20 protein-coding genes are annotated in these 24,992 nt (G+C 70.9%); 8 read left to right on the top strand and 12 right to left on the bottom strand.

The genetic code is table 11. The annotated features are described in order from the left end of the window. Positions 1-30: 30 nt before the first annotated feature. Positions 31-1,275 (bottom strand): helix-turn-helix domain-containing protein, encoded by a 1,245-nt coding sequence (locus IF11_RS0119725; protein WP_030352967.1) that lies wholly within the window; start codon positions 1,273-1,275, stop codon positions 31-33. 527 nt (positions 1,276-1,802) lie between these two features. On the opposite strand from IF11_RS0119725, the gene IF11_RS0119720 reads away from it, so the two are divergent. Beyond that, complete coding sequence (locus IF11_RS0119720) at positions 1,803-3,221, top strand: ATP-binding protein (RefSeq protein WP_030352966.1); 1,419 nt, start codon at positions 1,803-1,805, stop codon at positions 3,219-3,221. A 331-nt stretch (positions 3,222-3,552) separates the two neighbouring features. On the opposite strand, the gene IF11_RS0119710 is transcribed toward IF11_RS0119720, so the two are convergent. Genes IF11_RS0119710 through IF11_RS0119700 form a run of 3 tightly spaced genes read right to left on the bottom strand, consistent with a single transcriptional unit; the run spans position 3,553 to position 6,923 of the window. Continuing rightward, positions 3,553-3,939 (bottom strand): PIN domain-containing protein, encoded by a 387-nt coding sequence (locus tag IF11_RS0119710; RefSeq protein ID WP_030352964.1) that lies wholly within the window; start codon positions 3,937-3,939, stop codon positions 3,553-3,555. Then, a complete protein-coding gene (locus IF11_RS36780; protein WP_037728081.1) occupies positions 3,936-4,220 on the bottom strand; it encodes a hypothetical protein in 285 nt (94 codons plus the stop codon). Before IF11_RS36780 ends, IF11_RS0119710 begins: the two co-directional genes overlap by 4 nt. Positions 4,221-4,277: 57 nt before the next feature. Continuing rightward, positions 4,278-6,923: a discoidin domain-containing protein gene (locus IF11_RS0119700; protein ID WP_030352962.1), complete on the bottom strand. Its 2,646-nt coding sequence runs from the start codon at positions 6,921-6,923 to the stop codon at positions 4,278-4,280. Between the two features lie 93 nt (positions 6,924-7,016). Between IF11_RS0119700 and IF11_RS0119695 the strand changes: the two genes are divergently transcribed. Then, positions 7,017-7,499 carry a cupin domain-containing protein gene (locus tag IF11_RS0119695; RefSeq protein ID WP_030352961.1) on the top strand — a complete coding sequence of 161 codons (483 nt, stop codon included), beginning with the start codon at positions 7,017-7,019 and terminating at the stop codon, positions 7,497-7,499. A gap of 2 nt (positions 7,500-7,501) precedes the next feature. Here IF11_RS0119695 and IF11_RS0119690 read toward each other — a convergent pair whose 3' ends face one another. Next, the gene (locus IF11_RS0119690; RefSeq protein WP_037728078.1) at positions 7,502-8,659 is read right to left on the bottom strand and encodes a threonine synthase; all 1,158 of its coding nucleotides are present in this window, start codon (positions 8,657-8,659) and stop codon (positions 7,502-7,504) included. Positions 8,660-8,885: 226 nt separating this feature from the next. Between IF11_RS0119690 and IF11_RS0119685 the strand changes: the two genes are divergently transcribed. The 5 genes from IF11_RS0119685 (at position 8,886) to IF11_RS0119665 (ending at position 14,030) form a co-directional block, all read left to right on the top strand. Beyond that, the gene (locus tag IF11_RS0119685; protein ID WP_030352959.1) at positions 8,886-9,638 is read left to right on the top strand and encodes a GntR family transcriptional regulator; all 753 of its coding nucleotides are present in this window, start codon (positions 8,886-8,888) and stop codon (positions 9,636-9,638) included. Positions 9,639-9,971: 333 nt separating this feature from the next. Continuing rightward, complete coding sequence (locus tag IF11_RS0119680; RefSeq protein WP_030352958.1) at positions 9,972-10,151, top strand: hypothetical protein; 180 nt, start codon at positions 9,972-9,974, stop codon at positions 10,149-10,151. 58 nt (positions 10,152-10,209) lie between these two features. Continuing rightward, positions 10,210-10,629, top strand: a complete 420-nt coding sequence (locus tag IF11_RS0119675) for a (deoxy)nucleoside triphosphate pyrophosphohydrolase (RefSeq protein WP_030352957.1) — start codon at positions 10,210-10,212, stop codon at positions 10,627-10,629. Between the two features lie 227 nt (positions 10,630-10,856). Continuing rightward, positions 10,857-11,327, top strand: a complete 471-nt coding sequence (locus IF11_RS0119670) for an ATP-binding protein (protein ID WP_030352956.1) — start codon at positions 10,857-10,859, stop codon at positions 11,325-11,327. Positions 11,328-11,474: 147 nt separating this feature from the next. Then, the gene (locus tag IF11_RS0119665) at positions 11,475-14,030 is read left to right on the top strand and encodes a SpoIIE family protein phosphatase (protein WP_030352955.1); all 2,556 of its coding nucleotides are present in this window, start codon (positions 11,475-11,477) and stop codon (positions 14,028-14,030) included. A 91-nt stretch (positions 14,031-14,121) separates the two neighbouring features. Here the strand turns inward: IF11_RS0119665 and IF11_RS0119660 are convergent, their stop codons facing one another. Both IF11_RS0119660 and IF11_RS0119655 read right to left on the bottom strand, forming a co-directional pair. Further along, a complete protein-coding gene (locus IF11_RS0119660) occupies positions 14,122-14,832 on the bottom strand; it encodes a PspA/IM30 family protein (protein ID WP_030352954.1) in 711 nt (236 codons plus the stop codon). An 84-nt stretch (positions 14,833-14,916) separates the two neighbouring features. Further along, complete coding sequence (locus IF11_RS0119655) at positions 14,917-17,064, bottom strand: TPM domain-containing protein (protein WP_051746060.1); 2,148 nt, start codon at positions 17,062-17,064, stop codon at positions 14,917-14,919. A 112-nt stretch (positions 17,065-17,176) separates the two neighbouring features. On the opposite strand from IF11_RS0119655, the gene IF11_RS0119650 reads away from it, so the two are divergent. Beyond that, positions 17,177-18,286 carry a glycoside hydrolase family 18 protein gene (locus IF11_RS0119650; RefSeq protein WP_106979207.1) on the top strand — a complete coding sequence of 370 codons (1,110 nt, stop codon included), beginning with the start codon at positions 17,177-17,179 and terminating at the stop codon, positions 18,284-18,286. Between the two features lie 13 nt (positions 18,287-18,299). On the opposite strand, the gene IF11_RS0119645 is transcribed toward IF11_RS0119650, so the two are convergent. The 5 genes from IF11_RS0119645 to IF11_RS0119625 form a co-directional block, all read right to left on the bottom strand. Next, the gene (locus IF11_RS0119645) at positions 18,300-19,778 is read right to left on the bottom strand and encodes a glucoamylase family protein (protein ID WP_030352951.1); all 1,479 of its coding nucleotides are present in this window, start codon (positions 19,776-19,778) and stop codon (positions 18,300-18,302) included. Positions 19,779-19,924: 146 nt separating this feature from the next. Then, on the bottom strand, positions 19,925-21,772 hold the full coding sequence (locus IF11_RS0119640; protein ID WP_030352950.1) for a GH39 family glycosyl hydrolase: 1,848 nt from the start codon (positions 21,770-21,772) through the stop codon (positions 19,925-19,927). A gap of 90 nt (positions 21,773-21,862) precedes the next feature. After that, positions 21,863-22,741, bottom strand: coding sequence for a carbohydrate ABC transporter permease (locus IF11_RS0119635; RefSeq protein ID WP_030352949.1), 879 nt, complete (start codon positions 22,739-22,741; stop codon positions 21,863-21,865). Further along, a complete protein-coding gene (locus IF11_RS0119630) occupies positions 22,738-23,712 on the bottom strand; it encodes a carbohydrate ABC transporter permease (RefSeq protein ID WP_030352948.1) in 975 nt (324 codons plus the stop codon). The genes IF11_RS0119635 and IF11_RS0119630 overlap by 4 nt, the downstream gene beginning before the upstream one ends. A gap of 5 nt (positions 23,713-23,717) precedes the next feature. Further along, positions 23,718-24,962 (bottom strand): sugar ABC transporter substrate-binding protein, encoded by a 1,245-nt coding sequence (locus IF11_RS0119625; protein WP_030352947.1) that lies wholly within the window; start codon positions 24,960-24,962, stop codon positions 23,718-23,720. Between the last annotated feature and the right edge of the window lie 30 nt (positions 24,963-24,992).

Below are 24,992 nucleotides of genomic sequence, written 5' to 3'. Positions count from 1 at the left end.
CTCGAGTCCGTGTCGGTCGTGAAGGGGCTGTCAGTCGTGCGCGGGGGCGAGCACGCGTGCCAGCGCGGGCTGCAGATCACGTACGGCGCGGCTGCTCCGGAACCGGGAGAGTTCCCGTGCGAGACGCCGGACGTCGCTGTTCACCGTCGCCGAGGGCACGGCCGGCATCACTTCCAGGAGATCCCCGGCGATCGCGCACGCGTGCTCGACCTCCCCCGAGGCGGCATGGGCCAAGGACCGGCGGAAGCCGTACCGGGCGCGGGTACGCAGCGCGTGCGGCGGGAGGCGGCGGTACTCCCGGTCGAGTACCTCGGCGGCGGCCTTGGGACGGCCGAGGTCGTGCAGGCACCAGCCGGTCGACATCGCCGCCGGATCGCTCACGTGGGTGGTGCCGATCATGGGCTCGGCGCCGCTGCGGGCGTCGTCGCTGTCGAGCAGCTCCCGCGCCCTGTCGAGGCTGCGGAGGCAGTTGCGTTCGTCGCCGACGAGCGCGTGTCCCTGCGCCTCCCGCTGGGCTGCGAGTCCCCGGATGCGCGGCGGGAGTTCGTCGCTCTGGGCCCGGCGGGCCAGGGCGACGGTGCCCGCGGCGTCCCCGCCGTAGAGCGTGACCAGGGCGCGTCGCACGAGCGCGTAGGAACCGAGGTACGGATCGCCCCCGGCGCGCGCCAGTTCGGCGGCCTCACCGGTCCAGCCGAGCGCCGCGCCGCTGTCCCCGGCCTCCTGGGCCATCCAGCCGGTGAACTCCGCGAACCGCGACGCGAGCAGGAGCGCGGGGGCCCGAGTGGCGGCCGGGGTGTCGGCGGCCAGCCCGGCGACCGTGCGCGTCTGCGTCTCCAGCAGGGGAAGCAGGACCTTCGGCGCGGTGGACTGGCCGAGCTTTCGTAGCTGGTCGAACTGCGCGCGGAAGGAGGGAAGGAGGGGGTCGGCGGCAGAGGACGTCTGACCGCCGAGTTTCAGGCCGAGGTCGATCAGCGACCCCGTACCCGCCGCGAGGACCGCCCGGCGCCCGACGAGCCAGAGGCTCGGGGTGGCGGGGGTTTCGGTGGTGTCCGAGTCGGTCTCGGGGCGTACGACGAGGCGCTGCAGCTCGCCGTTCGCGCCGAGGAAGGCGTCGCACCGCCGGGCCAGTTCGGGGGACGCGGAACGCTCCCCGCGCTCGACCTTGCTGAGGTGCCCCTTGTCGTAGTTGAGCGCCACGGAAAACTCGGTCAGAGTAAGCCCCGCTTCCTGTCGTAAACGGCGAAGTTCCGGGCCAAAACGTAAAGTTGTACTCATCATTACCCTCCCCCTTGAACAGCGACCGTGAGAGCCGTGCGCCCTCACGGGGAACTTTCGTTCGACGTTCACTGGCCGACACGAAGACCGACGGTGAACACCCGTCGTGACGGAGCCGTTTCGCTTCGCATCCGAGAGTGAGTTTGGCACGAGGTACGCCTCAGGAATCAGGGTTCGGCGGGGTTGCCCGTTGCCTCTTCTGTTCCCCGCTGTTCTCCGTCTGTTCCTTGCCGTGACCGGAGTCGACCGCGATCGGGACAAAGTAATCGAGAATGACAGGGGATGAGGCTGTGTCGATCGCGCCGCAGAGGGGACTGTAAATCGTTCGGTGTAATTCCTGATCAAGGAAGATGCGTCGGTCCGGTCGGGTAGCCGTGCCCCGCGACGGTAAGGGCTCGTTCGAGCCGAAGATCGCCCGCAAGCGGCAGGAGCTACTCGTGACCGTGAGCGACAATCGGCGAAAATGCTCTGCTAACGTCTATGTTACTAACATTATCGTTAGTGCCGTGAGTGGAGGTCGACCGGTCGTGGTGGATTTCGTAGGCCGTCGGCAGGAGCTGGCGACGTTGGAGCGAGAGCTGCAGAAGGTGGCGGCAGGGGTTGGCGGGGAGCGGCCCGGTCGGTGCGTGATGTTGCGTGGGCGGCGCCGGGTGGGCAAGTCGCGACTGGTCGAGCGGTTTGCGGAGCGCTCCGGAGCTCCGTTCTTGTTCTACGCGGCGATCGGTGCGTCCCCCAGGGATGATCTGGCACGGCTGGCCCGGGACGCCCGAGCGTCGACGCTGCCGTTGGCGGGGCTGGTGGCCGCCGCACGGCCGGAGAGCTGGGACGCCGCGTTCGATGTGCTGGCTGCGGCGCTGCCCGCCGATCGGGCGAGCGTGCTGGTCATCGACGAGGTGCCGTACCTGATGGACGCCGATGGCGCCTTTGAGGGGATGCTGCAACGGGCCTGGGACCGGGTGTTGGAGACCAAGCCGGTGCTGCTGGTCCTCATCGGCTCCGATCTGTCGATGATGGAGGCTCTGAACAGCTATGGACGCCCCTTCCATCAGCGCGGCCGGGAGATGGTGCTAGGGCCGCTGAACCCCGCCGAGGTGGGGAGGATGCTCGGGCTGGAACCGGCGGAAGCCTTCGACGCCGTGCTGGTCACCGGCGGGCTGCCGCTGATCTGCGCGGAGTGGCCGAGAGGGGAGGGGCTGTGGGACTTCCTCGGCGAGGCGCTGAGTGATCCGGTCTCTGCCCTCCTGGTGTCGGCCGAGCGCTCGCTGGCTGCCGAATTCCCCCCGCAGGCCCAGGCGCGTACGGTGCTGGCGGCCATTGGAAGTGGCGAGCGGACCTTCACCAACATTGCCCGTGCGGCCGGCGGGATCGGGGCCACGCCGCTGCAGCGAGCGCTGGAACTGCTGACGGACAAGCGCATCGTCGCTGCGGAGCTGCCCGTATCGCTGCGTCCGTCGAAGGATCGCCGCTACCGGGTGGCAGATCCCTACCTGCGGTTTTGGCTGCACTTGCTCGGCCCATCCATGGAGGAGATCGAGCGAGGGCGGGGCGATCTGACCTTGGCGCGGATCCGGGAGAGCTGGACCAGCTGGCGCGGCCGGGCGGTCGAGCCGCTCATCCGAGAGGCGCTCGCCCGGATACTGCCCGACGACCGACTCCCCGCAGCGCCCGCAGTCGGCGGCTACTGGACCCGCACCAACAACGTGGAGATCGACATCGTCGGGGCGGACCGCGCCCCCATTGCCAAGGAGCTGCTCTTCGTCGGCTCCATCAAGTGGCTGGAGCAGTCGCCCTTCGACCGGCATGACCTGGCCGCTCTCCATCGACACCGGGCCGCCCTTACCGACGAACCTGTTCCAGTCGTGGCGGTCTCGCGCAGTGGAGTCGACTGTCCGGGGCTCGACGCTGCCTACGGCCCCGGCGATTTGCTGGCCGCTTGGCCACTGTGAGTGACGGATGGCAGGCGAGGCAAGGGAGCTGGTGAGTACGATCAGGTTGCAGACGTTGCGGAGAAGTCCCACAGACCTCGGCTCCTTGCCGTCTCTGTTGCGTAGCGTTGGCGACCCTGAGTCCTTCTCGTGCTTCGTCGTGGATCCCGTGCTGGGATGGTGCTGGGATGACTTCGCATTTCCGCAGGTCACAGGAGATGTGGTGGAGTTCCGCTTCAACGTTTAGCGCTCGCCCTGGCATCGATGTGACGTCCTGGCGAACACGTAGGTCTACCGGGCCGGCCCCATCCTGGGTCGGCCTCGTTGCGGGGCGCTCGGAGCCGGGTGCGCATCAGCGGTTGAGGTCCATCACGGGGACACCGAGTCCCTCGTACGCGTCTGCGGTGACCGTGGCGACGAGCGCGCCCTCAGGGCGGTTGATCGTGGGGCGTGCGGCGTGGACGGCCGCCGCCACCCCGATCGGGATGCTCTGGCTGTGGAGTTCCGCGATCGCGTGCGCTGCCTCGTAGTCGGTGTCGAGGGTATGGAGAGTGTCCAGGATGCCGATGTAGTCGATGATGCCCGCACGGTGCCGTTCGGCTTCCAGGGCGCTTGTGATGGGGACCCACAGGCGTACGAACGCGTCTTCGCTCGCGATGTGGATCAGGCCGGACACCTGCTTGTTGCCGCCGAGGGCAAGGAGGGTGTCGGTGTCGAGAATGTAGTGATCGAGGTTCACGCCGCCTCGTCGACACCGGCATTGCGCAGGGCGCTGCGGTGTGCTGCGTGGGCCTCGCGCATCCGGGCGCGTAGAGCCGCGGTTTCCTCCTCGCCGAGACGGTGCCCGAATTCGGTATCCAGGAACGCGCGGGTGCGTTCGGCGCGTTCCTGGAGCTGGCGGGGGGTAAGGGCGGAGGCGGCGAACCCCTCGATGAGTGCGCGCATCGTGGTTCCGCGGGCCTGGGCGAGCGCCGCGAGCTGGTCGCGCGCCTTCGAGTCGATCTTGATGGTGGTATCCACAAGAAGAGTATACTGTCAAGAATACTTCTCGGCTTCGATAAGCTCGGCCCTGCTGGCTCACCGCCCCCCGTCACCCGTACTCACCGTCAGCTCGCTGATCCCCGACCGTCGTTCGCCCCCCGGCGCGTGCACCGTCACCCGGATGTGCCGCGCCGGCGTCCCCGGTCGCAGTGGCTGCCAGTTCGCTCCGTCCGCCGAGGTGTCCACCTCGTACGACGCCGGGCGCGGGTCCGTCCAGCGCGGGGTGACCGACGCGACCGTGACCGTACGGCCCAGATCCACCGAGAGCGCGGCCGTGGCGTCCGAGGGCACCCAAGAGGTGGCCGGGCTGCCGTCGATGGCGGCCGCCGCGTACAGGCCGGGCTCCTCCGAGGTGGCGGTCGCCGGGCGGCAGCGGGCCGCGTTCGGCGTCGGGGAGAGGTCCGGGCGGCGGGTGGGCAGCGTGAGGACCGAGCTCAGCCGCCGGTCGCCGGCCGGGGTGTGCACGGTGAACGGGGCGCCGGACGTCAGCCGGACCGTCGTCTCGCGGGCGCCGATGGTCAGGTCGTACGTACGCCCCTGCCAGCGCAGCCCGCGCAGGCGCACGCCGTTCGCCAGTTGCGGCGGCAGCGTGGGGTCCAGCCGTACGCCGTCGGCGCGCAGCCGCAGCCCCGTCAGCCCGTGCGTGAAGACCTGGAGGAAACCACCCTTTCCGGTGAGGAAGTCCTGCGCGGGCGAGCCGGAGTGCGGATCGTCCGCCCCCGCCTTGTCGCCGCGCGCCTCCGAGAAGAGCGCGAACGGCCCCCGGACGAACGGCCGGACCGCTCGCTGGAGGTACGTGTACGCCGCGCACCCCGGCTCCCCGATGGCGGCGGCGTCGATCGCGTGGACCGAGTCCGTCATCGCGGGCCCGTCCGGGTCCGTGCGCTCGGCGTAGTAGTCGAGGGTGGCCGCGGCGGCCCCGGCGGGCATCGGCCACTCCAGCGGATAGGTCAGCAGGACCGTGTCCGCCTGTTTGATCCGCGAGCCGTCGTACCCCGCGTACTGGAGATAGATGCCGCGCCGCGCGTCGTACGGGATGCGGATCCGGTCGGCGATGTCCGTCCACCGCGCGGGGGCCCGTTCCCCGACGAGCGCGGCCGTACGGGTGGCGTCGCGCAGTACGGTGGCGGCGCCCGCGTTCGTGAAGACCCCGTCGGTGACGCCGTTGCTGTACTCGTCGGGGCCCGCCACCTCCTTGACCGAGTAACTGCCGTCGTCGTTGGCCGTGACCCGGGAGGCCCAGAACTCCGCGATCCCCTTCAGCAGCGGCCAGCCGCGCTCCCGCAGCCAGGCCCGGTCGCCGGTCGCCTCGTAGTACTGCCGGACGGCGAGCGCGATATCGCTCTGGAGGTGGTTCTGCGTGACGCAGTGCGGCGGGTTCCAGCTCTGGCACTCCTGCCAGATCTTGCCCGGGCCCCCGCTGGTCCATGGGTAGAACAGCCCCTTGAAGCCGAGCTTCCCGGCGTTCTCGGCCGCCGCGGCGCGGGTGCGGTAGCGGTACTCGACGACGATGCGGGCCAGTTCGGGGCGGGTGACCAGCAGGCCCGGGAACATCCACGTCTCGGCGTCCCAGAAGACCAGGCCCGCGTAGTTGTCGCTGCTCAGCCCGGTCGGCGCGAGGCTGTCGGCGGATCCCTCGCGGGCGCCGGCCAGCAGCCCGTACTGGGCCGCGCGCAGCCACGCCTGGAGCTCCGGCTGCCCCGGTACGTCGACATCGGCCGCCCACAGGGGCGCCCAGGCGGCCTCGTTGGCGGCGAACAGCGCGGGCCAGCCGCGCCCGGCCGCCCGCCGGGACGCGTCCACGGCGGCGGCGCGCGGGTCGCGCGAGGTGAGGGCCGTATCGACGCCGACGTACTTCACGAAGTCGTACGTACGGTCCGCCCGGACCGTGACCGGCCCCCGGACGTCGGGCCGCAGGGCCGTGGCGACGGCGCCCGCCGTCCCCGTACCGTTCGCCCGGAAGGTGTCGACGCTCCCGCCCCGCCTGTCCCGCGATCCGTCCCGGGAACGGGACCCGTCCTCCGGCCCGGTGCGGGTGACGCGCCGCGCGCCGCGCCAGTCGAGACCTCCGTCGAGGTCCACCGCCCCGGTCCAGCGCGGGGTCAGGCGCAGCCGTACGGCGCCGGTGTGCGGGTCGGAGCGGTCGGTGAGGATCTCGTACGTCAGGTCGGTGGCGCGGCCGTCGGCCGTCGTCCAGCGCAGGCTGGTGCGGACCACTCCGCAGCGCAGCAGGACGCTCTGGCGGTAGCGCGAGATCCGGCTGTCCGCCCCGAACGTCTCGCCGCCCACCCGTACGTTCAGGGTCGTCCAGGCGGGAAGCGCGGCGATGACCTGGCGGTCGGCGGTGACGGACGGTTCATGGGCGTACAGCCCGGCCGCGAAGGCGCCGTCGTAGCGCGGGGTGTAGAGCGGCCAGCCGGTCGTGGTGCCGGTCTCGGCGTAACCGGCGCCCGTGGGCGGAACGCGCGTCCCGAGATAGCCGTTTCCGGTGTACGCGTGGTAGCTGTCGGCGGGGTCGATCCGGGTGGCGGTGGGCGACCAGCCGGGGTCGGCCTCCTCCCCGCAGCGCGGGGCGCCGGTCCCGCCGTCGGCGTACGAGACCGGGGGGACGGCGATCACGAGCGCGCCCGCGAGAAGGGGCGTGAGGAGGCGTGCGAGGACGTGTGCGGGCGAGAAACTCACGGAACGACCGTAGGAACGCCGGTACGGTGCGGGTGCGCACGGCGCGCGTGGTGAACGGCTGAACGGCCTGACAGGCTGATGGGAGCAGAGGACATGTCGTATCCGGAGCCCCGCTACACCGGCGACCAGGGCGAGATCAATATGATCCACCGGCCCGCCGACACCCCCGCCGACGTGCGGTCACCGTCCGGCGGCCGGACCCATTTCGTGGCGTCCTCGGGCTCCACCGGGGGCGAGTTCGGGCTGTACCGGATGGACATGGTGCCGCACGGCGGCGGGCCGGGACCGCACTTCCACAAGACGATCTCGGAGTCCTTCTACGTACTCGACGGGACCGTACGGCTCTATACCGGGGAGGGCTGGATCGACGCGGAGAAGGGCGACTTCCTGTACGTGCCGCCGGGCGGGCTGCACGGATTCCGCAACGACGCGGACGAACCGGCGTCGATCCTGATCCTGTTCGCGCCGGGGGCGCCGCGCGAGGAGTACTTCGAAAAGGTCTCCACGGTCGGCCGGATGACGGAGGAGGAACGGTCCGCCTTCTACATCAGGCACGACACCTACTGGGCGGACTGAACCTACTGGGCGGACTGACCGCCCGCCCCGGCCGCCGGCGCGAGGCCGGTCTTCGCGCCGGCGCCGCACAGCGGTACGACGACGGAGAGGCCGGCCCGGTCGGTCTCATCGGCCCCGCTGGTCCCGTCGCCCTCGTCGCGTACCGCCGCCCAGCAGGCCACGGCCGTGGACTCCACGAAGAGCCCCCGCGAGGCCAGATCGAGCTGCGCGGCGCGCAGTTGATCCTCGGTCACGGTACGGAAGGTGCCGCCGGAGGCGCGTACGGCCCGCAGGATCTGCCGGGCGCGCGGCGGGTTGGGGATGGCGATGCCCTCGGCCAGGGTGGGGGCGCTCTCGGCGGGCGCCCGCAGCTCCTCGGCGCCCGCCCGGAAGGCGGTCGCCAGCGGTGAGACCGCTTCGGCCTGGACGGCGATCAGCGCGGGGCGTCCGTCGATGAGTCCGTGCGCGGACAGTTCGGCGATGGCGAGCGCCGCGCCCAGGAGCAGCGTGCCATTGCCGACGGGTACGACGATCGTCTCAGGGAGGCGTCCGCCGAGGTCCTCCCACAGCTCGTAGACATAGGTCTTGGTGCCGTGCAGGAAGTACGGGTTGTGGACATGGCTCGCGTAGAACGTGCCCGGCTCACCGGCGGCGGCGCGGGCGGCCCTTGCGGTGGCCTCACGGTCACCCGGCACGCGTTCGAGGCGCGCGCCGTGGGCCCGGATCTGCTCGGTCTTCTTGGGCGAGGCGGACTCGGGCACGTACACCGTGCAGGGCAGCCCGGCCCGTGCGCAGTACGCCGCGATCGCCGTGCCCGCGTTGCCGCTGCTGTCGGCGATCACCCGCTCCGGGCCGAGCCGCCGGGCCAGTTCGGCGAGCATCACCGCGCCTCGGTCCTTGAAGGAGAGCGTCGGCATCAGGAAGTCGAGCTTGGCGGAGACGGACGAGGTCAGCGGTACGAGCGGGGTACGGCCCTCGCCGAGCGTCGTGACCGGCGCGGAGAGCGGCAGCGCCTCCTCGTACCGCCAGAGCGAATTGACCCGGGAGGAAAGGGACTTCAGAGGTACGGGCGACGCCTCGAAGTCCAGGTCCCAGGGGCCCCGGCAGACGGGGCAGCACCAGGCGAGCGACTCGACGGGTGCGCGGGTCCCGTCGGCCGGGCAGACGTACATCGTGGTCATGACCGCAGCATCGCAGTTTCACGGTGCGCACGGCGCGCGCGGCGCAGTCGAGCGGTGGTGCGCGGTGGTGCGCCCGGTGCGGCAGCGGGGCGCGACGGGGCGTACCTGCGGTAAGTGCCTGCTTAAACGCAAGTCATCACTTCGGGTGAAACTCTGGCCCATGCTTGCGGTGATCAACCGACGGTTGCCACGCTGTTGCTGTCTGTCAACCTGATGGGAGTGGCCCGTGGCCTTCGGTGAGCAGCCCGCCTATCTCCGCGTTGCGAGCGATCTACGCGAGAAGATCGCCAATGGCGCCCTGCCGCCGCATACCCGGCTGCCCTCGCAGGCCCGTATCCGCGAGGAGTACGGCGTCTCCGACACGGTCGCGCTGGAGGCGCGCAAGGTGCTGATGGCCGAGGGGCTGGTCGAGGGCCGCTCCGGATCAGGTACGTACGTGCGCGAGCGCCCGGTCCCCCGCCGGATCGCCCGGTCCGGGTACCGGCCGCCGTCCGGCTCCAGCCCGTTCCGCCAGGAGCAGGCGGCGACGGGCGCGCGGGGCACCTGGGAGTCCCGCAGCGAGCAGGACCAGGCCGGGCCGGAGATCGCCGCCCGGCTGGGGATCGAGCCGGGCGACCGCGTGATGCGTACGCGCTACGTCTTCCGGGAGGCGGGCGAGCCGATGATGCTCTCCACCTCCTGGGAGCCCCTCGCGGTCACGGGGCGTACGCCGGTGATGCTGCCCGAGGAGGGGCCGCTCGGCGGCTGCGGGGTGGTCGAGCGGATGGCGGCCATCGACATCGTCGTGGACAACGTGCTGGAGGAGGTCGGCGCGCGCCCCGGGCTGGCGGAGGAGCTCATGGCGCTCGGCGGGGTGCCCGGCCATGTCGTGATGGTCCTGGAGCGGACGTACTACGCGTCGGGGCGGGCCGTGGAGACCGCGGAGGTCGTCGTCCCCGCGGACCGGTACCGCATCGCGTACCACCTCTCCGTGAAGTGACGGACGGTCCGGCCGTCTGGCCGACGGCCCGGCGCCCGCGGGGAGTTGACGGCGCGTACGGCCCGGAGCGTACGGGCCGAACGGGCATGCCCGCGTCCGGCCGTACGGGCCGATCGGGCGCGCCCTCGGGGCCCGATCGGGCGCGCGGGACGGCCGGGGGGCGCGCAGAGCCCCGTGCCGCCCCCGGTTTTCGGCGTTTTCTTGGCCGGATGTGTATCTCTTTGTACAAACGCGTATCCGCTCTGTGAAGGTCAGGCGTAGGCTCCGGCATATGCGGATTGCGGTTTCCTGGAGATCTTCGGAGAGATGCAGGTCGGCGGCGGGAGGAGCGCGATGAACGACGGCGGAGCCATGCTCCCGTGGCTCGTCATACGGGAGGACGACAACGGCAACCGCTATCGCGTCGGCCGATATGCCACCCAGGACGAGGCGCAGAAGATAGTCGAGAGCCTCGACGGCCGCGGACAGCAGCGGATCTACTGGGTGGAGCGCGTCAGCCAGACCACCGGCTAGGGCCTGTCGGGGAGTGGTACGTCACGCCCCTGGTCGAGGCCGCGTTACGCTCCGGCGCATGAGTGAACGTGTGGTGGTGGCGGGCGCCGTGTACGACCGGGGGCGGCTGCTGGCCGCCCGGCGCAGCGCGCCCCCCGAAGTGGCCGGCCGCTGGGAGCTGCCCGGCGGCAAGCTGGAACCGGGGGAGACGCCCGAACAGGCGCTGGTGCGTGAGCTGCGGGAAGAACTCGGCGTGGAGACAGAGCCGGTGGAGCGGATTCCCGGTGAGTGGCCGCTCAAGCCCGGTTATGTACTCCAGGTCTGGACGGCCCGGCTGCTCTCCGGCGAGCCCCGGCCGCTGGAGGACCACGACGAACTCCGCTGGCTGGGACCGGACGAGATCCATACGGTGGACTGGCTCGACCAGGACCGGCCGGCCGTGGCCGAGGCGGCCCGCCGACTGCGCGCCGCGTCCGCGCCGACCCGCCGGATCCCCTGAACTGGACGCCGGCCGAGGCGCGGAGAGCGCGTGAGAAGCGCGCGGCGAGTGCGCGAGGCATGCGCGGCGGTGTGACCAGCGGTACGTCATATGCGCCGGGGGCGTAGTCCGTTTGTCCCGGTGGACATCCCCTGTGACGACGGCTGCGACGGTAGCCGTGATGGATATCGGGTATGTGCTGATTAACCCCCCTAAAAGGGACGCGGGTCTGCCGTCGGTCTGGGGATGTGATCGGCTTGATCGACACAGAGGGTGGCGCATGCGCCGAATGGACCTTCCCTGCCGAACTCGATGCCGTACGCTCCGCCCGCCATGCAGTCCGTGACACCCTCCACGCCTGGCGTCTGCCGCCGTCGGTCGGCGATATGGCGGTCCTGCTGGTGAGCGAGCTGGTGACCAATTCCCTGCGCTACACCTCGGGGCCGATCGGGGTCCGGCTCGCCATCCGCCCCGCAGAGCCGGGACCGGGCGACCCGGGTGGTCCCGACGGCGCCGAGGGCTCCGCCGTCACGGAGCGTGCCGCGCTGCTGGTGGAAGTCTCCGATCCGCTGCCCGATCCCCCCACCGAACGTCCCGCCGGTCCCGACGACGAAGGAGGCCGGGGACTCCAGCTTCTGGCGGTTTCCGCCCGGCGTTGGGGCACGCGCCGCGGGAAGACTGGTAAGACCGTGTGGTTCGAGCTGCCCCTCCCTGGTTAGAAGTCTGGAAGGGAGAACGATCACAGCGGACTCGGCTCAAAAAGAACGAGACCGTGCTGTGATCGTGAACGCCGTGTCGGCTGGGGCCGTAGTGCTGAATACTGCGGGCATGGCCGGTCCGGTGCGTGAGCTGGAGGGGACGGTCGCGTGAGCGAGATATCTGGGGCGGCGGGCGACGTCGTATGGCAGAGCAGTCCGCCCGGCTCGATCTATGACTACATCAAGGTGGCTTCGTTCTCGATCGGCCCCGACGGGCTGGTCGACCAGTGGAGCGAGCGGGCCGCCGAGCTGTTCGGGGTGGGTGCCGACGAGGTCAGGGGCCGGGACCCGGTCGAGGTGTTCATGCCCGCCGACCAGCGTTCGCGCGGCCATCGCAAGGTCAAGGAGATCCTCGACGGCAAGGAGTGGACCGGCCTGGTTCCGTTCCGTACGAACGGCGCCGGCGGGCAGCACGGGCTCGCCGAGGTCTATGTGATGCCGAGCGAGACGGAGCGTGGTGAACGCGCCGCGCTCTGTATCGTCGTCGACGTCAGAGCCCTGCGCCGGATCGAAACCGACCTCGCCGCCTCGCAGGCCATTTTCGGCCAATCTCCCTTTGGCTTCCTGCTGTTCGACACCCGCCTCAAGGTGCAGCGCGCCAACCAGCGCTTCGCCACCGTCTTCGGCGGCAGGGCCGACGACCACCAGGGCCGTACGGTCCACGACTACCTCTCCCGCCCCGAGGCCGAGCGGATGACCGCCGCCCTGGAACGCGTCCTGAAGACCGGGGAGTCCGTCACCGACCTCCAGATCGTGGGCACCCGGCCGGGCGACGCGGAGCGCCGGCACTGGTCGGTCAACCTCTATCGCGTGCACAGCGGCTCCGGCCGCTCCATCGGGGTCGCCGGGGTCGGCACCGATGTCACACGCCGTCATATAGCCGCCAGGGAGGCCGCGAGCGCCCGCCGCAACCTCGCCCTCCTCAACGAGGCCAGCGCCCGCATCGGCAACTCCCTGGATCTGGAGACCACCGCGCGCGAGCTGCTCGGCGTGGCCGTCCCCGGCTTCTGCGACCTCGCCTCCGTCGACCTCTACCAGAGCCTGCTCACCGGCGAGGAGGCGCCGCCCGGACGCTGGGGCTCCTCGGAGGCCGATTCCGGCGGCGGGAGTGCCCGGCTGCGCCGGGTCGCCTTCGCCAGCGCCGTCTCCGACGTACCGCTGACCGGGCCGGGCGGCGAGGGCGACGGATATGTCCCGCCGGAGGTCGGCGCCGTCCACCGGTTCCCGTTCAGCTCGCTCAGCGCGAGCGCGCTGCGCACCGGCCGGGTGCAGACCATCCCCGGCGCGGCCGGCAGCCTCGTACAGTCCACGTTCGCCGTACCGATGGTCGCTCACGACAGCGTCATCGGGCTCGTCCAGTTCTCCCGTACGAAGGGCAGCGAGCCGTTCGGCGAGCGCGACCGGGCGCTCGCCGTGGAACTCGCCGCGCGCGCGGCGGTCTGTATCGACAACGCCCGCCTCTACCGGCGCGAGCACGAACGCGCCCTGATCCTGCAACGGAGCCTGCTCCCGCCCGGTGACCCCGAGGCGGCCGGGCTCGACATCGCCTGCCGCTATCTGCCCGGCAACACGGCCACGGAAGTGGGCGGCGACTGGTTCGACGTCATCGAACTGCCCGGCCACCGCACCGCGCTGGTCGTCGGCGACGTCATGGGGCGCGGTCTGCGGGCCGCCGTCGCCATGGGCGAGCTGCGCACGGCCGTACGTACGCTCGCGCTGCTCGATCTGGAGCCCGCGGAAGTGCTCTCCGCGCTGGACGAGATCGCCCGCGGACTGGGCTCGCCCAGCGGCGCCCAGCAGGCCTCGCGCGTCGCCCACAAGTCACGCGACGCGGACCTCGCGGAGGTCTATCTCGCCACCTGCGTGTACGCCGTCTACGACCCGGTCACCCGGCGCTGCACGTTCGCCAACGCCGGTCATCTGCCGCCCGTCCTCGTCGAACCGGGCGAGGAGGCGCTGATGCTCGACGTGCCGCCCGGGATGCCCCTCGGTGTGGGCGGTGAGCCGTTCGAGCAGGTCGAGGTCGACGTGACGGAGGGCGCGCTGCTCGCGCTCTATACCGACGGGCTGGTCGAGTCCAGGGACCAGCCGCTGGACGAGGGCCTGGACGCCTTCCGCGCGGCTCTCGCCCATCCGTCCCGTCCGCTGGAGGACGTCTGCGACCACGTACTGAACACGCTCGACACCCGGCACGGCGAGGACGACATCGCCCTCCTGATGGCCCGTATCCAGGGGCTGCCGGCCGAGGCGGTCGGGGACTGGCGGCTGCCCCGCGAGCCGCGCTCGGTGGGCCGGGCCAGGGAGCTCGCCCGTACGCAGCTGCTCGCCTGGGATCTCGAACCGCTGGTGGACACCGTGGAGCTGCTCGTCAGCGAGCTGGTCACCAACGCCATGCGCTATGGCGAGGGCGAGATCCGGCTGCGGCTGCTGCTCGACCGTACCCTCGTCTGCGAGGTGTGGGACGCGGGACTCGTGCAGCCGAGGCGGCGACGGGCCCGCGACACCGACGAGGGCGGCCGGGGCCTCCAGCTGGTCGGGCTGCTGAGCGCGGCGTGGGGTTCGCGCCGGACGCCGCGTGGCAAGACGGTCTGGTTCGAACTGGCCCTGCCCGACGGTGACTCGTCGGCCGAGCCGACCGTCGAGCAGCTGCTGAGCATGTTCTGACGCCGGGCCCGGGACGGTCGTCGGCCCCCGGCCTGAGGCGGCCGCCCGTCCCGGGACCCGCCGGGGTCGGCTCCGTCCCGGGCCCGTGCCGTCAGCCGCTCTTCAGCGCCGCCAGCCGCGCTTCGACCTCCGCGCTGTCGCCGAGACTGTCCAAGTGCTCGAACTGGGCGTCCAGCGACGAGGCCGCCAGCTCCTGCTTGCCCATCGCCCTCGCCTCCTCGCGCCGCACCTTGTCCTCGAACCGGCCGAGGTCGCTGGTCGGGTCCAGGACGTTGATGTTCTTGACCGCGTCCATCATCCGGTTCTGCGCGGCGGCCGACTTGGACCGCGCCACCAGCTCGTCGCGCTTCGCCTTCAGCTCGTTCAGCTTCACCTTCATCCGCTCCAGACCGGTCTTGAGCTTGTCCACGACCTCCGTCTGGGAGGCGATCGTGGGCTCCGCGGTCTTCGCCTCCTTCTCGGACTGGAGCTGGCGCTCCAGCGCGACCTTGGCGAGGTTGTCGAACGTGTCCGCCTCCTCGGTCCGTCCGGCCACGCGCAGTTCGTCCGCCTTCTTGCTGGCCGCGAGCGCCTTCGCGCCCCACTCACGGCCCGCGGCCACATCCTCCGTGTGGTCCTGCTCCAGCAGGCGCAGATTGCCGATGGTGCCGGCCACGGCCTCCTCCGCCTCGGCGATGTTGTTGGTGTAGTCGCGGATCAGCTGGTCCAGCAGCTTCTGCGGATCCTCCGCCTGGTCCAGCAGGGCGTTGATATTGGCCTTCGCCAGCTGGCTGACCCGGCCGAGGATGGTCTGCTTCGTCATGGCTCTTCTCCTTGTGGGGAAAGTCCTTGTGGGGAAAGGTGATTCCGTCCGGGAAACGTGATTCCGTCAGGGACAGGTGATGCGTCAGAACCGGCCGCCGCCGCCCATCCGGCCGCGCGTACCCCCGCCGCCGAAGCTGCCGGGGCCGCCGCCGCGATAGCCGCCGCCCCGGTAACCCCCGCCGAACCCCCCGCCGCCGAGGCCGCCCCTGCCGCCCAACAGGCCGCCGAGGAGGATCCCGCCGAGCACGGCGCCGCCGAGTCCGGCTCCCGCTCCCTGGACACCGCTGCCGCCGTACCGGCTCCCGAACGACCGCACGTCCTGTTCGGCGAGGTCCTGCGCCGTCCGGGCCAGCGCGTCCGCCCGCTGCGCCTCGGCCAGCGCCCCCTGCGCGTCGCCCGACACCGATGTGGCGTGCGCCAGCTCCAGCCGCCGCTGAGCCTCGATCAGGCGGGTACGGGCCTGACTGCCGACCGCCCCGCGATGCGTGCCGATGTAGTCGGCGGCGGCGCCGATCGCCGAGCGCGCGGTGAGCATCGCCTGATCGAGGAGCGTGCCGGCCCGGCGGCTGCCCTGCTCGCGCTCCCGCGCCCCGGTCAGCGCCTCGTCGAGGACCGCGTCCGCCTCCTCGACCCGGCGCAGCGCGTCGATCGGGTCGTACCGTCCGGAGTCCAGCTCGCGCCGTACGCCCGAGACCACCGCCTCGGCGCGGCCGATCCGGCCCTGGAGGTCGGCCGTGGACATCCCCTGCGTCGTGCCCCTCAGCAGCCCGCGCGCGTCGGCGAGATCCGTCTCGGTCTCGGTCAGCGCGCCGGGAAGCTTTCCGGCCGCCTCGGCCAGCTCCTGCGCGCGCCGTTCGACCGTCTCGACGAGCGTGGCCGTCTGCCCGACGGCCGCCTCCGCCGCCCGGACATGCACGGCCGCCCGGCCGTTGTCGCCCGTGTCGGTGAAGCCGCGGGCCTCGTCGAGAGCGGTGGACGCGAAGACGAGCCGGTCCTCCGCCTGCGAGACGCTGTCCGCGACGGGCGCGGAGGCCGAGTCGGCGTACCGCTCGCGCATCGCGGCGAGCGTGTCCCGCGCCGACGCGACCCGCCCGTTCAGCTCGCGGAAGGTGGCCCCGACGCTCTCGACGGCCTGCGGTGCGTTCCGTTCCAGCGACCGGAGCCGGTCGAAGCCCTCCGACTCGGCGTCCAGCCGGCTGTTGGCCTCCGCGCAGCGGGCGATGATCTCGTCCAGCATCCGGCGACGGGTCGGGTCGTCCTCCGGGAAGGCGTCGTCCAGTTGCTGGCGCAGCCGGAAGGCGAGCGTCAGCTGACCCTTCGCGAAGGCCACGGCGTCGGTGAACGGCGCCGCCGCCTCCTCGCCGAACTGCGCGGTGGCGAAGCCCAGTTCCTCCTGACTGGTGCGCAGCGCGTCGTCCGTCTCGACGAGGACCTGCTTCGCCCGGCTGTCGAGCTCGGGCAGCGGAGTGGGCGCGGGCCGCTCCGTACCGCCGGGGGAGCCCCAGCCCTGCCGCCGCCCGCCCTGCGGTGTCGTACGGGCCGCCATCCGCCGCTTGCGTTTGGTGAAGGTGTACGCCCCGATGGCCGCCGCCCCGATCACCACGATGACGGGCAGCACCAGATTGGTCGCCGCGCCTCCGTCGGCCGCCGGACCGCCCGGGTCCGCCACGCCGGGTGTGATGGCGGGCGTGGGCACCGGCCGGCCCGCGAGCACCGCGCCGAATCCGTCGGCGGCGCCGATCGCCGCGGCCGACCAGTCGTTCTGCCGCAGGGCGGGTTCGACGGCGGTGCGGGCGACCGTGGCGAGCTGGTCGGCGGTGAGGGGCGAGGCGGTGTCCACGGAGTAGGCGTATTGCCGGTCATGGGTCGCGACCGCCAGCAGGAGGTCGTCACGGCCGAGGCCGTTGCGGGTGGCCGTGGTGTCGGCCCAGCTCCGCGGCGAGTGTCCGGAGAAGTCGCGTACGTACACGACGAAGAGCTGCACACGCCGGTCGTTGTAGAGCCGGTCGAGCGCCCGGCTCACGGCAGGCCGCTGGGCGCCGAGCGCCCCCACCTTGTCGGTGATCTGCCCCTGCCGGTCGAGCGGGATCGGCTGCTCGGCGGCGGCCCGCTGAGCCGTGGGTACGACGAGCCACCACGCCATGACCAGCGCGGCCAGCAGGGTCCGGGCGGCTATACCGGTCCTAAGGGTCCTGGGGCGACAGGACCGAGGGCGGCTTACGAGTGGCATCACATTTGGGAGGTTATGTCCCGTAAAGGGTGGGCGCGACCGGACATAGCGCCTCCTGGAACGGGTGCCGTGCCGTCATCGGGCAGCGCCCGCGCATAGCCTGAGCGTCTCCATGACCGGCCGGTCATGGGCACACGGGGGAGGGCCAGCCTTGCGGGCACAACTGCGCGGATTCGGACGGACACTGATACGGGTCTGGCGCGCTCCCCGCGCGCGGTGGCCCAAGCGGGTCGCGCTGGCGCTCGCCGTCCTGCTCGCCGTACCGGCCATCACTGGCGCGGTCGCCCTGCGCCTCACCTACGCGGGCGACCTCCAGGACGGCACCCGTACCCGCGGCAAGGACGCCATCTGGCTGGGCCACGCCTGGGTGGACGGCCGGAAGAAGGACGCGGATCTCGACGCCTTCGCGCAGCGGATACGCGGGACCGGGATACGCGACCTGTACGTCCACGCCGGCCCGCTGGAGCATGACGGCACCCTCCCCACGGCCCGTTACCCCCGGGCACAGTGGCTGATCGACGCCGTCCACCGCGAGATCCCCGGCGTACGCGTACACGCCTGGCTGGGCGACAAGCTCGCGACCGAGACCCCCGACGGACTGCGGCTGGAGCGGGCCGCGTCCCGCGCCGCCGTGGTGGGCTCCGCCCGACAGATCCTGGACGCGGGTTTCGACGGCGTCCACTTCGATCTGGAGCCGCTGCACTCCGGCGACCGCGACTATCTCTCGCTCCTGGACGATCTGCGCGCCCTCACCCGGGCCCGGGAGGTGCCGCTCTCCGTCGCCGCCCACCAGATCGATCCGCTGCCCGCGCTGCACTCCGTCGCCGACGCGCTCACCGGCCACCCCAAGTGGTGGTCGCAGGCGTTCTTCGCGCAGGTCGCCCGGCGGGTCGACCAGATCGCCGTCATGTCGTACGACACGGCGATGCCGCTGGAGAGCCTGTACGGCGGCTATGTCGCGCAGCAGACGACGCTCGCCCTCGAAGTCACGCCGGAGGGCACCGACCTGCTGATGGGGCTGCCCTTCTATTACGAGGACGACCTGAGCCACCACGGCCACGCGGAGACCGTCGCGGCCGCGGTCCGCGGCGTCAGGCTGGGCCTGGGGCGCACGGACCGCGACCGGGACCGCTTCGGGGTCGCGATCTATGTCGACTTCGCGGCGACCGAGCAGGACTGGACGTCCTACCGGGACGGCTGGGGCCGTCTGGACGAGGCTTAGGGCTGCTGCCGCCCTAGATGCTGAACCGCTCCTTCGCCAGCAGCGGCCGTACCCGCGAGGTGAATCCGCCCGTACGGAACGGCCGCTGGAGCAGCCCGGGACGCAGCTCCTGGGCGAGCGCGGCGGCGATCATGCCCTGGTCGAGCGCGAGGACGAAGTCGCTGACCCGGCCGGTCCCCACATTGACGGAGTCACGGAAGCCGTAGCGGTCGTCGTACGCGCCGAAGTCGGCCGCGATCGCCTTCAGATTGGCGATGGCCTCCCCGCGCGCCTGCGGCAGCGCGAGGAAAGACGCGTGCGGGGTGACGACCCCGTTGGTGTACGCGGACGCCGGCGGCAGCGGCTCGCCGTGGGTGACGAAGGTGCGGTCGGTGTTGGAGGCGTACCCGTCGATCTGCATGCCAATCGCGTCGACGCCGTACTCCTGATAACCGCCCTCGGGCACATTGGAGGGGGAGAAGCCCCAGTACCCGTACCCGGCCTCCTCCAGACCGTGTTCGATCTGGGAGCGCACATAGCGGTGGTGCGTGGTGCCCCAGGAGCGCGGCGACCACTCGGTCTCGGGCACGAAGAGCGGCACCATCAGCGCTTCGAACATCGAACCGCCCCAGGTGGGGACGAGCTTGCGGCCCCGGTAGGTGTAGTGGCCCTGCCAGAGGCGGACACCGTCGATGGTCTCGTACGCGCCGCCCGGCGGCTGCTCCTGGCCGTGCTCGGGGATCATCGTGCGCAGCATGTGCCAGTAGTGCTCGCCGGGGAGCGAGCCGTCGGCGATGCCCAGATAACTGGCCATGCGGGGCTCGGTGTTGAGGGCGCCGTAGTGGTGCCCGGTGGGTTCACCGGTGTCGGTCCAGAAGCCGCCGCGGAGCTGGCCGGGGTACTTCACCGGGTCGGCCGGGTCGTACGGCGTGTAGTAGTACGACCAGTCCGCGGTCGCGAGGATCGCGGCGACCCGGCCGCGCAGCCGAGGCTCCGCGTCGGCGGCGATCCGCAGACCGGTGACGAGCCAGGCGTTGTCGACGGAGGAGAGGAAGGGGCGGACCGGATCGCCGGTCTCGGGCCAGCTCGTGAGGACGGAACCGTCGTACGCGTCGTACCAGTTGAGCCAGAAGCCGTGGTGGCGTTCGAGCCGCTCGATCGCCGAGACGGTGTGCGCCAGCCTGCGGTACATGGTGTCCCGGCCGATGACACCGAGGCCCGCGGCGGCGACGGTGGACCACAGGCCGCAGCCGATATTGGTGGGTGAGGTGTTCCGCGAGGGGACGGGCGTACCGGGCCCGGAGATGTCGATCTTGTCGGCGGTGAGACCGAAGTCGGTCGTCATCGCCTCGATCGAGCGGTACGTGTCCTGGAACCAGCGGCGCAGCAGGGGTAGGTCGGAGGAGAGCGGTGTGGCGGCGGCGGGTGCGGCGAGGGCGGGCGTGGATACGGCTCCGAGGGACAGAGCGGCGGCCCCGGTTCCCGCTGCGGCGAGAAACGTGCGACGGTCCATGAGAGTCCAGCTCCTGTTGGCGGGTGTGGAGTTGTGGTGGGTGGTACGTACGGGGGCCGACGACGGTCAGGTGCCGTCGGCCCCCGTGTCTGGGGTGGCGGGGTGGATCAGCAGGGTGGCTCAGCCGCGGGGTTCAGCCCGGTGGCTCAGCCGTGGGCGAGGCGCAGGAAGCGGATGCCCGGGTTGGGCAGCTCGACGGTCAGCTCGGCGGTGCCTTCGGCGTCCGCGGTGACGGGGGCGAGGGGCTCGGCGGGCAGCTCGTCGGCGGCGCGCAGCTTCTGCCACTGCTGGTCGTCGGGCCAGTCACCGCCGTCGAGGCCCTTCCAGACGGCCTGGATATTGGCGTGGTGCTCATCGACCCTGCGCGACTCGACGGTGTAGCCGGCGCCCGGTACGAGCCCGGTGACGCGGACGGTCGCGGCGCGGTCGAGCACGGCCGCGCCGTCGATCTTGGACTGGTCGAGGGTGCCGTTCCAGAGCAGGACGTCCACGGTGGAACCGTCCTCGGCGCGGGTGGCGAGGGACTCGACGAGCGCGCCCGCTCCGTCGCCGCTGACGGCTGCGGGGATCCGGCCGCCGGCGAGCTGGGAGAGGAGATACAGCGCCCAGAAGCGCGGCTTGCGCAGATTGCCCACCGTCAGCAGCCCGAAACCGCCGTGGAAGAGCCGGGGCGGCCAGCCCAGTTCCTCGAACTGGTCGGAGGCCACCCAGTAGGAGAGGCAGTCGGTGGACGACAGCGCGCTCTTCATCCCGCGCAGCACGAACGGCGCGGCGAAGACGGAGTCGCTGACGCGGTGGAAGTGCGTGGGCGTGACGCCCCACTCCGTCCACAGGATCTCCGGCTCGGGCCTGCCGGTCGCCTCGGCGAAGGCGCGGGTCATCGGACGGAAGTCCAGCGGGGCGTTGCCGTAGGTGTGGGTGGAGACGAAGTCGACGGGGACGTCGTGCTCCTGGCAGTACTCCAGCAGCGCGCCGACCCAGCCGGCCGCGGCGGAGGAGGGCCCGCCGACCTTGATCCGGTCGTCCACGCCCTTCACGGCGCGTACGGCGACCTCGTAGAGCCGGTGGTAGTCGTCCTGGGTGCCGTTCCAGAACACCTCCAGGTTGGCCTCGTTCCAGACCTCGAACTCCCAGCCGGCGACGGTGTCGCGGCCGTACCGCTCCTGGAGGTGGACCGTCAGCTCGCGGCAGAGATCGCCCCAGCGCTCCCACTGGGCGGGGGTGGAGACCAGGGCCTTGTAGTCGAAGACCGTGTAGTGCGGGTCGGAGGCGAGTTCCTTCGGCATGAAGGAGAGCTCGACGACGGGCTTGAGGCCGGTGGCCAGGAAGCGGTCGTAGACGGTGTCGAGGCCGGTGAAGTCGAACGAGCCGTCGGCGCGTACGGTCACGGTCTCGGGCAGGAAGGTGCCGTGCGCGCGGACGGAGCGTACGCCGATCTCGTCGCGGACGATGGCCAGCGCCTCGCCGTACTCCTTCGCGACATCGGAGCCGCCCGCGCCCGGCTTGTCCCAGGCGAGCAGCGAGAAGTGCTCGGCGCCGATCATCCGGTTCCAGACGCCGGGGAGTTCGGTGGCCGGGGCCCCCGCGTCCACGGCCACGGTGACCTCGGCGGGGCGCGATCCCGCGGCCCTCGCGGAGCCGGGCACGGCCTCGGACAGTGCGCCGGCGCCGGTGTCCGACCAGGTGGCGACCTTGTAGAAGTAGCCGCGGCCGGGCTGGGCCAGCGTGTCCGCGTACGGCGGGTGCGGTACGGCGAGCACATCGCCGCCGAGGTGGTCGAGCGGCTCGAAGGGGCCCTCGGCGGAGTCGGCGCGGTGCACGAGATAGCCGAGCGCGCCCGGCACCGGCCGCCAGGTCAGCAGCACATGGCCGGTGCCGTCCTCGGCGGACAGACCGGCGGGAGCGGGAAGCTCACCGATGCCGGTGAGTCGCCCGTCACTGGGCTTCCCGATGCGCGACTCCCAGTCGGCGCGAGCGGCGGACTTTTCGGTCATGGGGGTACAAACCTTTTCTTGGAGGGGGGTGCGGAGCTACGGAAGCGCGGACGTGCGGAAGCGCGCGGAGATACGTGATCGGGCCGGCCGCTATTTGATGCCGGCCGTGGCGATGCCCTGGGTGAAGTACCGCTGCAGCACGATGAAGATGAGCAGCACCGGCAGCACGACCAGCAAGGAGCCGGCCATCAGCATTCCGTTGGAGCCCTCCGACTGATTGGGGTCGGTGGCAAAGGTCGCCAGCGCCACCGGAAGGGTGTATTTGCCCGGGTCGTTGGTGGCGATCAGCGGCCAGACGAAGTTGTTCCAGGAGCCCAGGAAAGTGAGGATCGCGAGCGTCGCCAGGGCGGGTTTGACCAGCGGCATCACGATCCGCCAGAAGATGTACCACTCGCCGGCGCCGTCCATCCGGGCCGCTTCCAGCAGCTCGTCGGGGATCGACTGCATGAACTGCCGCATCAGGAAGACCCCGAGGGCCCCCGCCGCGAACGGCAGCACCAGTCCGGCGTACGAATCGATCAGCCGCAACTTGCTCATCAGGACGAACAGGGGCAGCAGCATCAGATTGCCCGGCACCATGAGCGCGCCGAGCACCAGCGCGAACAGCTTGTTCCGGCCGGCGAACCGCAGCTTGGCCAGGGCGTATCCCAGCATCGAGCAGAACACCAGATTGGAGACCGTCACCAGCACGGCGACGATCACGGAGTTGAAGAAGTAGAGCGGAAGGTCGAGCCGGTCGAGCAGGCGCGAGAAGTGCGCCAGGGTCCACTCGGTGGGGATCCACACCGGTGGGCTGGCCGCCAGTTCGCGGTCGGTCTTGAAGGCGGACAGCGCCATCCAGAGGAACGGCGCCGACATGACCAGCACGCCGAGCGACAGCAGGACGTACACGCCGGTTTTCCCGCGCCGGCCGGTGCGCCCGTTCTCACGCGGTGCGGCCTGCTGGGTCGGAGTCTCTGCGGCGCTCATTTCGTGTTGTCCTTCAGCAGACGGAGCTGGAGCACGGTGATGCCCATGATCACGAGGAAGAGCACATACGCCATGGCGCTCGCGTAGCCCATGTGGAAGAAGTTGAAGCCTTCGCGGTACATGTTCAGCGAGACGGTGAGTGTGCTGTTCGAGGGGCCGCCCTCGGTCATCACGAACGGCTCCTCGAAGACGTTGAGATAGCCGATCGTGGTGATGACCGTGGCGTACAGCATCGTGGGCCGCACCAGCGGCACGGTGATCCGGCGGAACTCCTGCCAGGCACTGGCGCCGTCCAGCCGCGCCGCTTCCCGTACATCGGTGGGAATGGCCTGGAGGCCCGCGATGAACAGCACCATGACCGTGCCGAGATTGCGCCAGACCGCCATCAGGATCAGCGACGGCATGGCCAGCGCCTCGGAGCCGAGGAAGTCGGGGGTGGTGAGGCCGACTTCGGAGGCCAGACCCGCGATCAGCCCTTCGGACGGATCGAGGACGAAGGTCCAGACGACGGCGACCGCGACGATGCTGGTCACCACCGGGGCGTAGAAGCCGACCCGGAAGAAGGTCCGCGCCCGGTCGATCCCGCTGTTCAGCAGGACGGCGGCCGCGAGCCCCGCGCCGATGGTGAGCGGTACGCCGATGACCACGAAGTACGCCGTGTTGAACAGGGCCTTGAGGAACTTCTCGTCACCGAAGAGCTTGGTGTAGTTCTCGAAACCGATGAACTCCGCCGAGAGCGGGTCGGTGACATTGCGCAGCCCGAAGTCGGTGAAGCTCATGGCGAGCGTGGCGACGATCGGGAAGGCCATGAAGACGGTGAACAGCACCAGGAAGGGCGTGGAGAACAGCCACCCGGCCAGATTCTGCACGCCCAGGGAACGCGGCGTACGGCCGTTCGCGCTGTTGGTCGGCGGCGCGGCCCCTGCTTTCACCGGGGCCGCGTCCGCGGCGGGTTCGGTCGTGGTGCTCACGGCGGCTACTCCACGAGCCCTTCGATTTCGGACTGCGCCTTGTCGGCGGCGTCCTTGGCCGAGGACTTGTTCTGGGTCACCGCGCCGAGGGCCTCGTCGACCTTCGAGGTGATCTCGCTCCACTTGGCCAGGACCGGCGTGCCCTTGGCGGACTCCATCTGCTGACGGAAGATCTGGAGCCCCGGGTCGTCGGAGAGCGTGCCGGAGTCCCAGGCGCTGGTGTTGGCGGGCAGATCGCTGGTGCGGGTGAACCAGTCCTTCTGGCCCTCGGTGCCGGTGAGGTACTTGATGAAGTCCGTGGCCGCGGCCTTGTGCTTGCTGTCCTTGGAGACGACCAGGCTGGAGCCGCCCGCCATGGAGACGGACGCCTTGTCACCGGGGACCTTCGCGACGGCCCACTTGCCCTTGAGGTCGGGGTAGTCGTCATTGATCAGGGTCATGATCCAGGGGCCGGAGAAGAACATCGGCACATCACCGGAGTTGAAGTCCTTCAGCACCTCGTAGCCGGGCGGGGTGCTCTTCTTGGTGAGCCCCTTGTCGAAGTACGAGGCGTACTCCGTCATGGCCCTGATGGATTCGGGGCTGTTGAAGGCCGCCTTGCCGTCCTCGGACACGATCTCGCCGCCGGCCGAGTACAGGAAGGGGTACCAGCTCTGTACGGTGTCCAGACCGCTGGGCTGGAGGTAGAGGCCCCACTTCGTACCGGCCTTGTCCTGGTACGCGGTGGCGAGCTGCTTCAACTCCGGCCAGTCGGCCGGTGCCTTGTCGATGCCGGTCTTCTTCGCGAGGTCGGTGCGGTAGTAGAGGACGCGCGTGTCGACGTACCAGGGGACGCCGTACACCTCGCCCTTCACCTCTCCCTGCTTCCAGGCGGCGGGGAAGAAGTCGTCCTTCTTGAATGCCTCCGTGTCGACCGGCTCCAGAACGCCCAGCTCGGAGAACTCGCCCATGTATGTGCCGCCCATCTGCGTCACATCGGGCAGGGTGCCGGCGGCGGCTGCGGAGACGAGCTTCTGGTGTGCGACCTCCCAGCTGATGGGGGTGACCTTGACGGTGATGTGCGGGTTGGCCTTCTCGTACACCTTGGCGACATCCGCGAGCTTCTCGCCCTCCGCGCCCATGGCCCAGACGGTGAGGGTCTGCTTCTTGTCGGCGGCGACTCCCTCACCCCCCGAGCTTCCGCACGCGGTGAGTCCGAATGCCACCGCGAGCGCGGTGGCGGCAGAGGCGGTTCTGGCGGTGCGATGCATGGACGGCTCCTCCTTGAGCTCCCCGATGTA

Origin of the sequence: Streptomyces scopuliridis RB72 (assembly GCF_000718095.1) — a bacterium.
In the GTDB taxonomy this organism is placed as follows: domain Bacteria; phylum Actinomycetota; class Actinomycetes; order Streptomycetales; family Streptomycetaceae; genus Streptomyces; species Streptomyces scopuliridis.
Note: the sequence above shows the minus strand (reverse complement) of the source record. Positions and strands in the feature narration are given on the sequence as shown.

Bases quoted from the DNA above. Each gene is read 5' to 3' on its own strand.
- IF11_RS0119725 (WP_030352967.1), bottom strand. From the start codon at position 1,275: ATGAGTACAACTTTACGTTTTGGCCCGGAACTTCGCCGTTTACGACAG.
- IF11_RS0119695 (WP_030352961.1), top strand. From the start codon at position 7,017: ATGTCGTATCCGGAGCCCCGCTACACCGGCGACCAGGGCGAGATCAAT.
- IF11_RS0119690 (WP_037728078.1), bottom strand. From the start codon at position 8,659: ATGACCACGATGTACGTCTGCCCGGCCGACGGGACCCGCGCACCCGTC.
- IF11_RS0119680 (WP_030352958.1), top strand. From the start codon at position 9,972: ATGAACGACGGCGGAGCCATGCTCCCGTGGCTCGTCATACGGGAGGAC.
- IF11_RS0119675 (WP_030352957.1), top strand. From the start codon at position 10,210: ATGAGTGAACGTGTGGTGGTGGCGGGCGCCGTGTACGACCGGGGGCGG.
- IF11_RS0119660 (WP_030352954.1), bottom strand. From the start codon at position 14,832: ATGACGAAGCAGACCATCCTCGGCCGGGTCAGCCAGCTGGCGAAGGCC.
- IF11_RS0119655 (WP_051746060.1), bottom strand. From the start codon at position 17,064: ATGCCACTCGTAAGCCGCCCTCGGTCCTGTCGCCCCAGGACCCTTAGG.
- IF11_RS0119650 (WP_106979207.1), top strand. From the start codon at position 17,177: ATGACCGGCCGGTCATGGGCACACGGGGGAGGGCCAGCCTTGCGGGCA.
- IF11_RS0119645 (WP_030352951.1), bottom strand. From the start codon at position 19,778: ATGGACCGTCGCACGTTTCTCGCCGCAGCGGGAACCGGGGCCGCCGCT.
- IF11_RS0119640 (WP_030352950.1), bottom strand. From the start codon at position 21,772: ATGACCGAAAAGTCCGCCGCTCGCGCCGACTGGGAGTCGCGCATCGGG.
- IF11_RS0119635 (WP_030352949.1), bottom strand. From the start codon at position 22,741: ATGAGCGCCGCAGAGACTCCGACCCAGCAGGCCGCACCGCGTGAGAAC.
- IF11_RS0119625 (WP_030352947.1), bottom strand. From the start codon at position 24,962: ATGCATCGCACCGCCAGAACCGCCTCTGCCGCCACCGCGCTCGCGGTG.